Here is a 15,196-nt window from a genome sequence, read left to right as displayed (position 1 = left end):
AGTCAGACCTCCCTGGGTAAAAGTACAATCTTTCCCTCCACCTATCTGCTTCATTTACTTTGTATTGCTTTCGGCAGAAAGGACTTTGTTTTGTGTTGCAAACTCGTCCAACAATACTAGCCTCTTATGAAGTTCGTGTTCCTCAGACCGGAGGTTTGCCGCTCGCTTCCTTCAGATTCCACGTCACCATGGACACCCTTGCGTTAAGCTAACTGCTACTTCTGCCTTCACAGTTCGGGACTTACACCCTATAGATTGCACCCATGCCAGGCGCACAACGAAGAGCCGGCATTCCGATATGGAGTCTGCCGGCTTCATCACGTTAGATCGCTAAAAAGTAAAGCCCCTCTTAATATCTTAAGGTGCTAAAGTCACTGTTTTGTTTTCTTGACTACAAAATATGGACATCCAAAATTACAGAACTCATATAGATAATCCTTAATTGTGGTGATTTTGGTATCAAAGGTTGCTTTTTGATTCTGATCATCGAAGAATCCTTTGAGGCGAAGCTGACCATAACCCCAGTCACCAAGAATGTAATCATATTTATTCAGGATATCACTGTAGCGTGTACGAAAGGCTTCTTCGTTAAAGCCCTCCCGGAACTCCTCAATGACTTCGTAACACACATTATTAATGCATACCATCTTACTTCACCTACTTTCCTTAAATGAACCCTTATCCGATGGATTAAAAAACCTCTACTTTAAATTATAACTGATTGTCCATTAATTACTAAGAGAAAAATACAATTCTACTGGTCATTATAACAAATGAGGAGGTGTTTTATTTGAAGAAGAAAATGCTTGCAGCAGGAGTCATCGGTTTTTCACTATTTGGGACAGGATGTGCAAACGACCTTGTTTCAGACGGCGATGAAATTTTTCATAAAAGCGGCAACTCCATCAATATTAGTGAAGAAGAAGATATCTACAAGGAAGTGGAAAATTCCGAACATGCACGGGGAGAGCAGTTTGGCTACGTGAGGCATCAAAAAAGCCCAATCGCCGGCCGGACCATTTCCACTGAAGATATGTATACAATTGACCGTGAGCAAGTTGCCGACTACATCAGCAGGATGAGCGTTACACTTCCAAAAGTACAGGATGCCTCAACCCTTGTGACGGATGAAGAAGTGTTGATCGCCTACAAAACGGATGCCAAAGACAAAAACCTGCGTTTTGAAGTGGCAGACCAGGTCAAGAAATCAGGGCTGTCCGTCGTGCCGCGCTGGTATCATGTTTATGTTACCGACGACCCAAATCTAATGCAAAACGTTGAAAACCTTGCTTCCATGGATACCGATATGGCTAATGTCAACACAGCCATTGACGATACAATCAACCAAATGCTTCAGGCTTCTCCTCAGGGAAGGGAAATTGATGCAGGAGAAAATGCCAATGGTGAAATGTATGACGAAATGGATGAAATGAACGAAGACGATGTACACAGGATTAACCCTGACAGGCAAAAAAGATATGATCACACCGGCCACGATGCTATTCAATAACCGATCATAATGGACTTTGACCAAGTTTATTAATGAAAAAGGACTGAATCCTGTTAAAGGTTCAGTCCTCTTTTCATTGTATTCTTACGCATTTTGAGCTTCTGCTTCGCCCATTTCCTGTCTGGCTTTGGCAGCCGCATTAACTTGTTCATCTGCATGATAAGAAGAACGCACAAGCGGGCCGGCTTCACAATGGCTGAAACCTTTTTCCATTGCGATTTTGCGAAGTTCCGCAAACTCGTCTGGATGGTAATACTTTTGGACCTTCAGATGCTTTTTCGATGGCTGCAGGTATTGACCGATCGCCATGATATCCACATTTGACGCCCTCAAATCATCCATGGTTTCAATGATTTCTTCTTTTGTTTCGCCAAGTCCGACCATGATGCTGGACTTAGTCGGTATTTCAGGCTGAAGTTCCTTAGCACGGGAAAGGAATTCAAGAGTACGATCATATGTTGCGCGCGCTCTGACTCTCGGTGTCATGCGTCGAACCGTTTCGATATTGTAGTTCATGATATCCGGTTTAGAGTCCATCAATGTTTTGATGTTGTCAAAAACACCGCCCATATCGGAAGGAAGCACTTCAATTGTGGTAAATGGATTTTTCCTGCGGATGGCTCTTACGGTTTCAGCAAATACAGCAGAACCTCCGTCTTTGAGGTCATCACGGGCAACCGCCGTAATGACGACATGCTTTAGATTCATTAACTGAACGGAATCTGCCACTCGTTCCGGTTCAGCCAGATCAAGCTCATTCGGGAGCCCAGTTTTAACCGCACAGAAACGGCAAGCACGTGTACATATGTCCCCAAGAATCATGAATGTAGCAGTACGTCTTGTTCCCCAGCATTCGTGAATATTCGGGCAGCGTGCCTCCTCACAAACCGTGTGAAGATTTTGTTCACGCATCATTTTTTTCAAGCCCATATAATTATCGTTCGTGTTCAGCTTGATTTTAAGCCAATCGGGTTTACGGATATGCTCTTCTTTTTTACTCATTAATTTCATCTCCATTCAATGAAGTCACTGTCTAATGAAAACAGAGTGAAACGCTATTTAAAGCGTATGCCTTTATTTATGTAAAAATATAGAAGTAAAACAAGGTCTTCCTTTGTCACTTTATCACACTAAATTTGGTAAGACAAGCCTCCATTACCCCGATTACCATTTATTGATATTTATGAAAACAGAAGACTGTAACACAATAATGATAGGACGAACAAAAGCGGAAGCGCCTCGGTCAGCCCCGACAGGCAAATGTTCCTCAGAGAAAAAAAGGCGGTCTTTCCTTTTATTCTCTGAGGGTTATTTGACCCCGAGGGGCTAGGCGCTGAAGCTGGATGCGGGTAACAACCTTAAAAGTTGTCCACTATGATTAATTTTACCATTTCTTTAGCAATAAAAAGAGTGTTTACACATAAATGAAGGCAGCATCTGCTGAGGTGCTTGGCGGTTCACCCTAGAGTAAGTCATTCAGGCTTTGTCACATCATTAAACAATCATTCCCTAAGAAAAGGTGGAGATATCAATTGTCCAGAAAAATAATCGCCCTTATTCTATGCAGCTTTCTTCTATCATCTTTTGACATAAAAGTGCAGGCAGCAGGAGAAGAAGAGCACTTGCAGGAAAGAATGGAGCTGTTCAAAAAGATGGAGGCAGCGACGCAGATCCCCTGGTATTATCTCGCTGCCGTGGACCAGTATGAACGCAGCCTGCGTTTTGCCAGAAAAGACTTACCCAAACCAGAGAATCCTATCTCCATCTACTTCCCTGCATCAGAGTGGGCCGGACCTCTCAATCCGAATCCAGAAGACCAGGATCCTGAAACCATCACTTTCTTCGAAGGAATCGGTGCGGATGGCAACAGTGATGGAATTGCAGACCGGAACAACGATGAGGATGTACTGTCCGCTTTCTCTCACTTTATCCTGAATTATGGAATAGATGAAGATAACTTCAGGATAGCTTTATGGAACTATTATAAAAGAGATAAAACAGTCAGTATGATCATGGGCAAAGCCAAACTTTATAAAACATACGGCCACCTTGACCTGGGTGGAAAAGCGTTTCCCCTTCCTTCAAGATTTAATTACAGCTATAAAAATACATGGGGAGATGCCCGTGGATATGGAGGCAGAAGGATTCATGAAGGCACCGATCTTTTTGCGGATTATGGTGTCCCGGTCAGATCAACCAGTTACGGGATCATTGAAATGAAAGGCTGGAACCGCTTCGGGGGCTGGCGCATCGGTATACGTGATATCAATAATACCTACCACTACTTTGCCCACTTAAGCGGCTTCGCTAAAGATATCGAAGTCGGGCAGACCGTTGAACCCGGCATGCTGATCGGAGGCGTCGGAAGCTCAGGCTACGGACCTCCGGGAACGTCAGGGAAATTCCCTCCGCATCTTCATTACGGAATGTACAAAGATAATGGGTACACTGAGTGGTCCTTTGATCCCTATCCATACCTGAGAGTGTGGGAAAGGCAGGATCGTCAGAAGAAGAGCTAGTCGGAATTTTTATGCTGACGTTACTTTGTAGAGGTGTGACTGGTGGTGCACGGTACAAGTTGCCGAAATTGCACCTGGCCTTATATTTTGAGCCTGGCTCAATTCAACCTTTTTGAGCCTGGCTCAATTCAACCTTTTTGAGCCTGCCTCAGATCCACCCTTTTGAGCCTGGCTCAGATTCACCTTTCTGAGCCTGGCTCAGATCCACCTTTCTGAGCCTGGCTCAGATCCACCCTTTTGAGCCTGGCTCAATTCAACCTTTTTGAGCCTGGCTCAGTTCCACCCTTTTGAGCCTGGCTCAATTCAACCTTTTTGAGCCTGGCTCAGTTTCACCTTTTTGAGCCTGGCTCAGTTTCACCTTTTTGAGCCTGGCTCAGATTTACCTTTTTGAGCCTGGCTCAGATCCACCCTTTTGAGCCTGGCTCAGTTCCACCCTTTTGAGCCTGGCTCAGTTTCACCTTTTTGAGCCTGGCTCAGATTTACCTTTTTGAGCCTGGCTCAATTCCACCCTTTTGAGCCTGGCTCACCCCCACCTTAATTCCCCACATAAAAAAGAGCACTCGGGAATCCCTGAGGCTCTTCAATATTCATTACTTTGATTTTTTCATTGCATTAAGGATGCTGCCTGCCAAGCCGCCCCATATGATTACCATACCGAGAATCATCATGAAAATAGCACTGCCTGTCATATTAGCTTACCTCCTTATAACTTTCAGCTTCTGTTTTTGCATGCCAGCGTTTGAATGTTAAAGCAAATCCTGCAAGCAGGGCAAATGCTGCAACGAACCAGCCGCCGAATAAGATGAATGAATCGGCATATCCTTCATAGTTACCCGTTTCCGTATCAAACTCTTTAAGCAGGTTCATCTTGAACAGCCCGAACATCATATAGCCAAGAACGATTGGTGTGATGACGCCCAGACAAGCTTTCCACCAGCCGCCTAGACGGATGTCGGAAGCGATATTTGCATGCTCCTGGAAGCTGTTCAGCTTGCGAAGGAACCAAGCGATTGCTACCACTTCGACAAGTCCGACGAAGGCTACCCCGAACTGATTGATGAAATAGTCTGCTGCATCTAAGAAATACAGTCCTCCTTGTGTCGCAAAAAGAATGGAGATAAGAGCTGCAGCTCCTCCACCGAAAGCGATTGCTTTATTGCGGGAGATACCGAATTTCTCGGAGAAACCAGCTACGTATGTTTCTGTAATTGAAATCAATGAAGATAAACCAGCCAGAACTAGTGAAGCGAAGAACAAGAAACCAAATAGTCCATTAAGAGCCGGGAATGCATTGATGATCTGCGGGAAGACAATGAAGGCAAGCCCTACTCCGCCATCTACCACTTCTTGGACAGATACACCTTGAGAGTTTGCCATGAAGCCCAGGGCTGCGAATACACCGATACCAGCAAGCAATTCGAAACCGGAGTTGCTGAATCCAGTGATAAATGCGTTATTTGTGATGTCTGATTTCTTAGGAAGATAACTGGAATACGTAATCATAATCGCGAATGCAATGGATAAACTGAAGAAAATCTGGCCGTATGCCGCCATCCATACACTTGGTTCCATAATTACATCAAAGTTAGGCTGGAAGAAGGCGTTCAATCCATCCAGCGCACCCGGCAGTGTAACAGCGCGGACAACGATGATCAAGAAAAGAATGACCAGTGCAGGGATAAAGATTTTGTTGGCAACCTCAATACCTTTTTTAACGCCTTTAAAAAGAACTCCAAGCGTAATGATCCAGACTAGGACCAATGGCAGGAATACGCCCATGACAAGACTTCCAGTTTGCCCTGGTGTTTCTGCAAGCTTCAAGTAGTCCCCGTAAAGGAATCCCTGTGTGTCGCTTCCCCAGCTTTGTTTGAAAGCAAACACACTGTAAGACATCGCCCAGGCAATGATGACTGCGTAGTAGGTGGATATGACAAACGAAACAAATACAGCCCACCAGCCAATCCATTCTGATTTCCTATTCATGCGGAAAAATGAAAGCGGTGCAGATCCCCTGTACTTGTGGCCAAGAGTGAACTCAAGGACCAAAAGTGGAATTCCTGCAGTCAGCAAAGCAAATAAATAAGGAATAAAAAATGCCCCTCCGCCGTTCTCATATGCTACTGCAGGGAAACGCCAGATATTTCCGAGGCCGATTGCAGAACCGACCGCCGCCAGAATGAATCCGGCTCTCGTACCCCATTGTGAACGATTTTCCATGATAACTCCCCCCTGATTCCATTTTAAATGTTTAGTATTTTCAGATTATTTGGATAATCTAAAAACAGTATAGCTAGTAATAGGACGAATGTCAAAGTATTATTTGAATTTTCATTTTTGCTTTTTCTATTCTTAAAATAGAGCCCCTTCTATACGTACATTCAAGTCTGAATGCTATCTTGATATAACTTTTGGTTTTCATGACGAAACTGAACGAACGTTCAGGCATACTCCTTCAACCTGACTTGGAGTTATACATCAAAGGATTAGTGGATTTCTTCTAATTATCAAGGAGTTTACCCTTTCTATCGAAGTGTTCGCCATTCCTATCGACGACATTGCTCTTCCTATCAAACGGGTTCGGTGCTTCTATCGACGAGTTTGCTCTTCCTATCAATGGGTCTGGTGCTTCTATCAACGCTCTCTATTCTTTCTTTTTGGCTCTTACTTTGTTGCTATTTGATACTAATTCAGAAAAAATAACCAAATTAAAAGGCGTAAAAACTGGTAATATCGAAAGAAAAGAGCTCTCCTTCGATAAGAGATAAAACTCTTAGTATCCGGGGATATCCGAAAGCAACAATATATGCGAAAACAGCCTTTTATAAAAAAAAGAGGGTCCGCTTAATAGCGAAACCCTCTCTCTTTTAAAGAGTATTATCAGCTTCCAGCTGCTTCATTGACTGTTTTCTTGCCAAATACAGCGAACAGAACCAGCAGAATGATGGTCACCCCAAGGCCAACTAATGTGCTTCCTGTCAGTCCAAGGGCTACGAAACCGATTGATGCAATGACAGCTCCAGTAATCGCATACGGAAGCTGGGTGATAACGTGGTCAATGTGATTGCTTCCCGCACCTGTAGAGGAAAGAATCGATGTATCAGATATTGGTGAGCAGTGGTCACCGAAAACTGAACCCGCAAGTACCGCCGCCATGGCTGGCAGCAGAATGCTTACATCTGTAGCCGCTGCGATTTCTCCGGCAATCGGAAGCAGGATGCCGAAAGATCCCCAAGATGTACCGGTTGCGAATGCCATGACTCCAGCAACAAGGAACAGGATGACCGGCAGCAATCCGATATTCAGATTGGAGCTTTCGACTAGTCCTGCCAAGTACTCTCCGGTTTGAAGTGAACCAATCAGTGTAACGATTGTCCATGCAAAGATAAGGATATAAACGGCAGGAAGCATGGATTTGATTCCTTCGACGAACCCGGTTCCCAATGCACTTCCAGTAATGGCTTTCGATGAAGACATCTGTCTGAAGAAGAAAATCAGAGCAACTAGAAGTCCGAATAATCCACCATAAAGCAGAGAAGTCGATACGTCTGTATTTTCAAAGATGGCTAAAAGAGACGCCTCTCCTCCATCAGCAGCAACAGCCTGATATCCTGTCCAAAGCATAGCACTGACTGTACCGGCAATCAGCGCAATAATCGGCCAGATCAGGTCACCAACTGTCCCTTTCTCACTCACAGGCAGATCATTTTTCAACTCGCCTGGTACGTCTTTTTCAGGATCGTATACTTCGCCAGTGTTGATTGCGCGCTGTTCATGTTCACGCATTTTCCCGAAGTCAATTCCTCTGTAAGAGGTAATGAAGACAAGACCGATGGCAGCCCACACATAAAGATTCATCGGAGCGATTTGAAGAAAGGCAGAGAAAGCCGTATATCCTGTAATCGCGTGGTCTGCTAAAATTCCGCCGATGAGTGCGATGATAAATGCTCCCCAACTTGAAATGGGTGAAACAACACAAATCGGAGCAGATGTAGAATCGATGATATAAGCCAATTTAGCTCTTGAAATTCTATGGCGGTCAGTAATCGGTCTAGAAACCTGTCCAACTGCCAGCGCATTGAAATAATCATCAATAAAAATAATGATTCCCAAGACCGCAGTCAGGATTTGAGCGCCTGCTCTCGTTTTGACACGTTTCAGTGCCCACTCCCCGAAAGCCCTGCTGCCGCCTGAAATATTCACAAATGCGGTGATGACCCCGAGGATCAATAAGAATAGGATGATATAAACATTCCATGTATTGAGCTCGCCGCCATCTACGAAAATGCCTTTAAATGCATTCCAAATGATAGAAAGTGTTTCTGTGATAGAGAATTCTGCCAGAAGCAGCCCGGCAGAGAGGATTCCGACACCAAGTGAAAGAAGTACTCTTCTTGTCAGAATGACCATTAAAATGGCTAATAGTGGTGGTAATAAAGAATAAATAGTGTTTTCCATTGTTTCTCCTCCTATAATGACAGGGAGGGAATTGCAGAATGATAGAAGAAAATAAAAAAAGGCAATAATAGAGAATCCTATTATTACCTTTTGTAATATAGTCATTTCTCCATCTCGATCTGTAGCTCCCCATTATAATCTTTGAAAGACTTATAATGACAGTGTTACCCTTGTTCAAGGTAACCCCAGCAGCAAGGATTCCGACCAATCCCTTTCTGCTTCGGCACATATCCCCTTTCGACCAAGATCTCAGTTGTCATTCTCACTTGGTGTACTGATGAATAGGTGCAGCCTCTACCCCATCGGATTTAGATGATTGAGTAAATATTAAATTCACTTGATTAATATATCAGGTATATCGATTCCTGACAAGAATATTTTGTTCTTTTCCGTGAATTTCCTCTGTACTCTATACCTCAGCTTTTACAGCATCACAGCTGTTGGTAACATACTGTGGTACTTCTTTCTCCTTTTCCGATAGATTACTGCCAGGAAAATAGGGGCTGTTCTCCTACCACCAGGCTTAGTGCTGCAGGCAAGATCCTCTTTCATGCAGGGTCTTCTTCGCATAGGTTGTTGCTTATGAAAATTGATGGATTTCCGCTCCAGGCGGACGACTCCGCGGGGCGGGCGGTGAGCCTCCTCGGCTTCGCCTGCGGGGTCTCACCTGTCATCAAAAGTGGAAGCGCCTTGGTCAGCCCGACAGGCAAATGTTCTCAAGAAAAAAAGGCGGTTTTCCTTTTATTCTCTTGGGGTTATTTGACCCCGAGGGGCTAGGCGCTGGAACTAGACGACCGCTAGTCCCGCAGGAGGTCGTACGCCCTCCGCTCCAATCCTCATACGTAAAGGGAATGAAGGTAAAATCAGATTCTAAGGCCAAAATAGACTATTTTAGCATTTATTGATGTCTAGGAAAAATCCCAAGTGTAGGTTCTTTCCTGGATACAAAGATTTTCTCTCTAAAAGGGGGAACAGCTCTTTTCTTCTTGCTATAGCAATACTCCCTTTGAATAATGGCCTTAACTTAAGAAATTCATATTCAATAGCAACAATCTTATAGCAAAACTCCCATGACCGGACCACCGCCACTATCTATCATAAAAAAGGCTGTTCTAAGCATCCTCACAGTATAAGTATGGTTCAAAGTGGATAAGCTAGTAGTTTTGCAATCCTGAATATATCTTTTTCATACAAAAAACCTTCAAAAAAATCCCTGCTTACAAGCAATATATGCTTCAAAGCAGGGAAACACTGTAACAAAATATTTTATACTTCCATCAATCTGCTTTCAAACTCGGAATCGAATCCTGTGATGGTTGCATCCAGGCTTTTTCCCAAATCTAGAGAGTACGGTTGTGAAAGCTCTTCTCCGTTTTCCGCAATGATGCGGAGAATCGGTCTATGGGTAAGCCCTTTATTCTGCTTCTCGACAATTCCCCTTCTGCCATCATTCAGAACGACCACCATTCCGTTCGGATAGATGGCTACAGACTTTCTGAAAGCCTGAATCACGTTGGCATCAAAAAGAGTGCCTGAACCTGCGTACAAAATCTCAAGAGCTTCATGCGGCAGCATGGCGTCCCGGTAAACCCGGTTGGAAGTCAGTGCATCGAAAACATCCGCCACGGCAATGATTTTGGCAAAAGGGTGTATTTCATCCCCCTTAAGACCACGCGGATACCCCGATCCATCAAGACGTTCATGATGCTGGAAGGCGCAATGAGCTACGAGAAGAGATACATTATGTAATTGCCTTAGAAGATCAAAACCGTACTCTGAGTGTTTTTGTACTTCATTGAATTCTTCATATGTAAGTTTGTCAGGTTTCATTAAGATATCTTCCGGCACCTTCATCTTTCCGATATCATGCATGATGGCGCCCAGTCCGAGCATATCAAGCTGCTTAGGAGGCATCCCCAGCTCGATTCCTATTGCCAGGGTATAAAGAGTGACATTGAACGAATGATGAAATACATAAGAGTCGTAGGTAAAGACATCTGTCAGTAACGTCAGTAAATCGCCGCTGCCTTTGATTTCATTGAGAATCGTATCTATGACATCCTTGAAGCTGGCCGCACTTTGTTCCAGGGCAACAAGGTTGCTGGACACAGAGTTCTTGTCCAAATGGCTGAAGGTTGAATCGATCTTGTTGACTGCCTCCTGCCTGACCTTTGCAGGAATGGAATCAGCTGCTTCAATTCCTGCCGATAAACCATCTTCTATGTATACATACTGAATATTCAGTTGGATTAATCTTTGGACCATCCGGTTCGTAACGGAGACACCCGACTTGATAAGGGGCTGCCCGTTTCCATTATAAACGGTTGATGCCATGACCATACCTGGTTTTAGAGTTTTAGCTGATATAAATCTCATCGAATTCTCCTATGTATACTTTATCATTTTCGACAAATTTTACTAATATCTTCATTATAAAGCATTTAAAGGTATTTTCAAGAGAACCATAATTGATTCGATTATTATTTTTAAATAATCCTTTTGTCGTCCTGATTTCCTTATAAGAGTATTCCAGTTTCTATCTCTGTAAGGAATTTCCCGCTTCTTTTGAAAGATACCATTAATTCCACTTACTTATATACCCTCTTTTTTTACCGTGAAAACATAATCATTCCAATTGTTCTATATTTTTCTTGGTAACATTCTTTCCTTGATGCCCTAATGAATTAAAAAATCCTGAACCAGAACGGGCTCAGGATTTCTAACTTATATCATTTTTAATAAAGCCTCTCTTCCAGGCATCCCAGAAGTAATTCCTAATTGTTCGGCCTCATCAGTCACCGATTCCAAGGGAGCGTCAATCAACTGCTGGATCGTTTTCACCCCAACAGCTCTGCCTGCAATGATTTTCCTGTCTTTAAGCTTTTCATTCAGCAATCCGACATCAAGCGCACCGCACATTATATATCCTTTGTCGCTTGTGACGACAAGCAGGTTTGTTTTGGGAAGCTGAACAGAAACAGCCAGAAAAGTGTGGCCCTCTATCTCCACAGGGGAAAGATTCATCAATGTCATCCTCTCCTTTCAACTGTTATGTTATGAAAGGAGACAAGGAGAGGTTACGAATTATCTTAAATTCATTCCTTTAAGTTTCCAGGCAAGAACATCTCTAAGAAATTCCGGCATGTAATACTGCTTTTCATTCCTCTGCAGTTCTGGAAAAAAGTGACCGAAAGTAAACATGTCCGTCGTTGCCAGCTTATACGTTTGACGATGGTCAATAGGCTCTCCATTGATATAAATATGATGAATATCTTTTCCAAAGGTGATCGAACTGTACGCGAAGATTCCCATGACTTTTCCGCGGAAACCCAGCCCTTTTACTTGTAGATGATGAAGTTCTTCATCTCTCGTTTCCTTGATCACTTCTTTCAATTCCGCCCCAGTCAAATGAATCACACAGGGGTTGATCGGATGAGGCAGAATCCGGTGTATATCAAACTTGCTGACCTTGCCCTTCCGCAGTCCCTCGAGTACCAGGCCGGCATTCAGGAAAGCACAATCTGCTTCACACCATTGAAGCAGGGCGTCCGAAAGTAATTGAGGCAGTTCTGATGGGTTGAACCAGTCCGCTTCTAGACCCCTTTCCAAAATGGCTGCCGTTTCATTCAACAGCTTCTTCCCTTCATCATGCCACCCTGTTATCTGCTTTTCTTCATCTTTTGGAACAGGAAGCCCATCCTGCTCATAAAGCTGAGCCTTTCGTGAAGAGAAGATCTTTTGATCAGTATCAACCTCTACTATAATATGGCCCACATAATGTCCATGTTTTCCCGCCGCCCCCAGCAGCGTTCCGTTGATTTCTTTTCCTTCATGAAAAATATGGTGGGTATGGGCTCCCAAAATGATATCAATCTCTTGGTAGGTTTCCGCTATCCACTCATCGTCTCTTATTCCCAAGTGAGAAAGAAGGACAACCATATCAGCCTGAGGCGACAGCTCCTTCAGCCAGAATTCCAGCTGATCCATAGGAGAATATATATTCCATCCCAATGGTTTATAAAAGGGAGCAAAATGGGCTGTCAAACCAAGGACACCAACCCTCGTTCCCGCTTTTGTTACATAAATGCTGTAAGGCTTTGCCCATGAAGGGATTTCCCCTTCCTTCGTATGTAAATTGGCAAGCAGCACTTCAAACCGGGCATCACTATATAAGTCATTCAGTTCGCTATATGAGAACGTGATTCCCTCATTGTTTCCAATGGTAACCGCATCATATCCAACTTCATTCAGCATCTCGACATTGCCCTTTCCCAAGGTGCCTTCCGAGAGAGGGTGCCACCTGTCGACATGATCCCCAATATCAAAGAGAAACACTTCATCTCCAGCATCAAGATGCCACTGTTTTCTCAATTTCAGAAAGTCGCGGATTCTCGGCCAATTTTCAAAATGGCTATGTAAATCATTTGTATGATAAATATGAATCGTTTCTTTCACTCTTTCACCCACTTCCTTTTAAAACACAGAATCCCAGATGGAGTACCGACTACCGACTACAAAACTCAATCAGGATTGTAAAATCCAGCTTGTACAATTACATTTCTTATTACCTATGTATAGTGAATGAAAACGTGAAGTTCTCAAGTTCACCCGGTAAACCCTTGATAAACAAGCCGGATCCCGATCAGGACCAATATGATACGCAGAATATTGACAAGCGCCCCTGACTGAAGCTTTGAATTCAAATATGCTCCCCCTTTAGCTCCAAACCAGGCTCCCGGGATAATAGCGAGGGCATATAGCCAGTTAATGTTTCCTAAATAAATATGCGTGGCGGAACTGACCAAGGCGGATAAAAACACCATGAACATGGAGGTAGCCACCGCGACATGAGGGGGAAACAGGAATATTAGAATCATGGCCGGCACCATCAATGACCCGCCTCCTATGCCAAATAAACCGGAAGTAAAACCGACAAAAAAGGCTATTGCCACACCAAGCACAGGCGGAAATCCATAGGAGAATTCTTTCCCCGAAGCATCAGTGAAATTGCGCTGATAGCTGCTTTTTTTAAAAGTTTCGATAGGCTTTATTTTGTTTCGCATCATCAAAATAAATGAGACCAAAATCATAAAAAAGCCAAAATATAAATTGAATGAGTCCATACTAAAAGACTTATTTACGACTGCCCCGATAATGGATCCAGGGCCGGCGCCAATAAAAAATAACAAGCCGCTCTTATAATCCACCGTCTTATGCTTAATATAGGACAAAGTTGAAGAAAGTCCCGTGAATATCATGATAATCAATGAAGTCCCGACTGCCACTTGAGGACTTAAGTCATCAAGCAAAGCGGTATATCCCCCAAAGAAGACCAAAGCGGGAACGATAATTACGCCTCCTCCTAATCCGACCAATGAACCAAGTGCTCCAGCAAAGAGGCCTATCAGCACCAATAGTATCCATTCCATGTTGTCATCTCCAAATCTCTTCATTTTTTCGCCAGGCAGGATTAAAATAAGTCAAGCTGCCTGGGAGAAAGGTTCGTATATTGTATATCGAGCATGTCCAGGAACTGCTTGGCGTTGTCCGCTGCATCTCCGCCCGAATTATTATTAAAAACGATAAAAATATCTTTCGTTTGCTTTTTCAGCGATTCAAGCTTTTCTTTCCAATCTGATAATTCTTCTTCATTATACCGATAAAGATAGCGGACCTCACGCCAGTTATCTCCATTCTGCTTCTGCCACCCATGTACGTTTCTTCCATGAAACCTGACCAGCGTCATATCTTCCCTGGCAGCTTCAAGCACAGTCGGCACCGATCCCTCTCCTGATTGGGGTTCGTCACAAATGCTGTGTATCCAGCCTTCTTCTCTCATAAATGAAAGCGTCCTTTCCCTATATTCGGGATAGAACCATGATTGATGCCGGAACTCCAAGGCCAGAGGCAGATCTCCCAGCCTGTCCTTGCAATACCTTAAGTATTCCACATTCTCTTTTTTACAATCGAACCAGGGTGGAAATTGAAGAAGCACCATACCAAGTTTTCCTCCTTCGATGTATGGCTTCAGAGAGGATGTGAATGCTTGGAACATTTCTTCTTTGCTGCTGAATGGAATATCCCCTCGGTTATGTCCGGTCATCCCTTGATACGCCTTTACAATGAACTGAAAAGAAGCCGGCGTCTCGTTCACCCACTTTTCTGCATTTCTTAATGGCTGGACAGCATAAAAAGTAGAATCCACTTCAACAATCGGGAAGTAAGCCGAATACTCCTTCAGCTTATTCCTCTGTGAGGTATTGGTATACAGCGAATCATGATCACCCCAGCCGGTTAATCCGATATATATCAAAACAGCACCCCGTTTCACAATAAACTTTTATATTTAACATACCACTGTTGCCGGTTATTGGGCAAACAGTTGACTTTTCAGGCTGGCTTGAAGGTGTTATGAATGCAAAACAAGTAATTTTTCCCTTGCAATTTTCAGGCTTTTTATTGAGACTCACCATTCTTCAGCTGAACAATATCGATGACTATCGAAATGCAGTCGCAAGGGTTGTTTTATCGGCACTTCCACTGCTTCTATCGGCGGGTTTGTTAGATTTATCGGCGAAAAATATCTTTTATCGGCGCTTTCTTCAGTTTATCGGCGGAAATTACACATTTATCGGCAAACCAGCTATTTCACTCGCACTCCGCAAGTTTTTCATTGTCAGCGTGAAAAAAATTTGAATCGAGAGAACAACCA

General features: G+C 43.6%; 13 protein-coding genes and 1 riboswitch. Of the genes, 3 read left to right on the top strand and 10 right to left on the bottom strand.

The features are described 5' to 3' along the window. Positions 1-371: 371 nt before the first annotated feature. Complete coding sequence (locus tag FZC78_RS18215; RefSeq protein ID WP_148941511.1) at positions 372-647, bottom strand: YutD family protein; 276 nt, start codon at positions 645-647, stop codon at positions 372-374. Between the two features lie 134 nt (positions 648-781). On the opposite strand from FZC78_RS18215, the gene FZC78_RS18210 reads away from it, so the two are divergent. Further along, positions 782-1,510, top strand: coding sequence for a YhcN/YlaJ family sporulation lipoprotein (locus FZC78_RS18210; RefSeq protein ID WP_148941510.1), 729 nt, complete (start codon positions 782-784; stop codon positions 1,508-1,510). 84 nt (positions 1,511-1,594) lie between these two features. On the opposite strand, the gene lipA is transcribed toward FZC78_RS18210, so the two are convergent. Next, positions 1,595-2,512, bottom strand: a complete 918-nt coding sequence (gene lipA / locus FZC78_RS18205; protein WP_148941509.1) for a lipoyl synthase — start codon at positions 2,510-2,512, stop codon at positions 1,595-1,597. A gap of 530 nt (positions 2,513-3,042) precedes the next feature. Here lipA and FZC78_RS18195 point away from each other — a divergent pair. Next, entirely contained in the window at positions 3,043-4,029 is a 987-nt protein-coding gene (locus FZC78_RS18195; RefSeq protein ID WP_426900700.1) for a M23 family metallopeptidase, read from the top strand. 590 nt (positions 4,030-4,619) lie between these two features. On the opposite strand, the gene FZC78_RS18190 is transcribed toward FZC78_RS18195, so the two are convergent. The 8 genes from FZC78_RS18190 to FZC78_RS18150 all read right to left on the bottom strand — a co-directional run bounded on the left by FZC78_RS18190 (position 4,620) and on the right by FZC78_RS18150 (position 14,797). Further along, on the bottom strand, positions 4,620-4,718 hold the full coding sequence (locus FZC78_RS18190) for a methionine/alanine import family NSS transporter small subunit (RefSeq protein ID WP_113926762.1): 99 nt from the start codon (positions 4,716-4,718) through the stop codon (positions 4,620-4,622). A gap of 1 nt (position 4,719) precedes the next feature. After that, positions 4,720-6,246, bottom strand: a complete 1,527-nt coding sequence (locus FZC78_RS18185) for a sodium-dependent transporter (RefSeq protein WP_148941508.1) — start codon at positions 6,244-6,246, stop codon at positions 4,720-4,722. 660 nt (positions 6,247-6,906) lie between these two features. Continuing rightward, positions 6,907-8,484 carry a Na+/H+ antiporter NhaC family protein gene (locus FZC78_RS18180; RefSeq protein WP_148941507.1) on the bottom strand — a complete coding sequence of 526 codons (1,578 nt, stop codon included), beginning with the start codon at positions 8,482-8,484 and terminating at the stop codon, positions 6,907-6,909. 114 nt (positions 8,485-8,598) lie between these two features. After that, positions 8,599-8,789, bottom strand: a riboswitch (Lysine riboswitch). A gap of 961 nt (positions 8,790-9,750) precedes the next feature. Further along, positions 9,751-10,860, bottom strand: coding sequence for an HD-GYP domain-containing protein (locus tag FZC78_RS18170; RefSeq protein ID WP_148941506.1), 1,110 nt, complete (start codon positions 10,858-10,860; stop codon positions 9,751-9,753). A gap of 348 nt (positions 10,861-11,208) precedes the next feature. After that, complete coding sequence (locus FZC78_RS18165; protein WP_435874168.1) at positions 11,209-11,517, bottom strand: YunC family protein; 309 nt, start codon at positions 11,515-11,517, stop codon at positions 11,209-11,211. Between the two features lie 51 nt (positions 11,518-11,568). Beyond that, positions 11,569-12,939, bottom strand: a complete 1,371-nt coding sequence (locus FZC78_RS18160) for a bifunctional metallophosphatase/5'-nucleotidase (protein ID WP_148941504.1) — start codon at positions 12,937-12,939, stop codon at positions 11,569-11,571. A 149-nt stretch (positions 12,940-13,088) separates the two neighbouring features. Further along, positions 13,089-13,913, bottom strand: a complete 825-nt coding sequence (locus FZC78_RS18155; RefSeq protein WP_148941503.1) for a sulfite exporter TauE/SafE family protein — start codon at positions 13,911-13,913, stop codon at positions 13,089-13,091. A 41-nt stretch (positions 13,914-13,954) separates the two neighbouring features. Continuing rightward, positions 13,955-14,797: a DUF72 domain-containing protein gene (locus FZC78_RS18150; RefSeq protein WP_148941502.1), complete on the bottom strand. Its 843-nt coding sequence runs from the start codon at positions 14,795-14,797 to the stop codon at positions 13,955-13,957. A gap of 98 nt (positions 14,798-14,895) precedes the next feature. Here FZC78_RS18150 and FZC78_RS18145 point away from each other — a divergent pair, with 98 nt between their 5' ends. Further along, positions 14,896-15,180 (top strand): hypothetical protein, encoded by a 285-nt coding sequence (locus tag FZC78_RS18145; RefSeq protein WP_148941501.1) that lies wholly within the window; start codon positions 14,896-14,898, stop codon positions 15,178-15,180. Positions 15,181-15,196: the final 16 nt, after the last annotated feature.

Source organism: Rossellomorea vietnamensis (assembly GCF_008180415.1).
In the GTDB taxonomy this organism is placed as follows: domain Bacteria; phylum Bacillota; class Bacilli; order Bacillales; family Bacillaceae_B; genus Rossellomorea; species Rossellomorea vietnamensis_C.
The sequence above is the reverse complement of the archived record's forward strand: the minus strand, read 5'-3'. Positions and strand labels throughout refer to the sequence as shown.

Excerpts from the sequence above, each read along its gene's own strand:
- FZC78_RS18180 (WP_148941507.1), bottom strand. The coding sequence starts at position 8,484 with ATGGAAAACACTATTTATTCTTTATTACCACCACTATTAGCCATTTTA.
- FZC78_RS18145 (WP_148941501.1), top strand. The coding sequence starts at position 14,896 with ATGAATGCAAAACAAGTAATTTTTCCCTTGCAATTTTCAGGCTTTTTA.
- FZC78_RS18190 (WP_113926762.1), bottom strand. The coding sequence starts at position 4,718 with ATGACAGGCAGTGCTATTTTCATGATGATTCTCGGTATGGTAATCATA.
- FZC78_RS18170 (WP_148941506.1), bottom strand. The coding sequence starts at position 10,860 with ATGAGATTTATATCAGCTAAAACTCTAAAACCAGGTATGGTCATGGCA.
- FZC78_RS18165 (WP_435874168.1), bottom strand. The coding sequence starts at position 11,517 with ATGACATTGATGAATCTTTCCCCTGTGGAGATAGAGGGCCACACTTTT.
- FZC78_RS18155 (WP_148941503.1), bottom strand. The coding sequence starts at position 13,913 with ATGGAATGGATACTATTGGTGCTGATAGGCCTCTTTGCTGGAGCACTT.
- FZC78_RS18185 (WP_148941508.1), bottom strand. The coding sequence starts at position 6,246 with ATGGAAAATCGTTCACAATGGGGTACGAGAGCCGGATTCATTCTGGCG.
- lipA (WP_148941509.1), bottom strand. The coding sequence starts at position 2,512 with ATGAGTAAAAAAGAAGAGCATATCCGTAAACCCGATTGGCTTAAAATC.
- FZC78_RS18215 (WP_148941511.1), bottom strand. The coding sequence starts at position 647 with ATGGTATGCATTAATAATGTGTGTTACGAAGTCATTGAGGAGTTCCGG.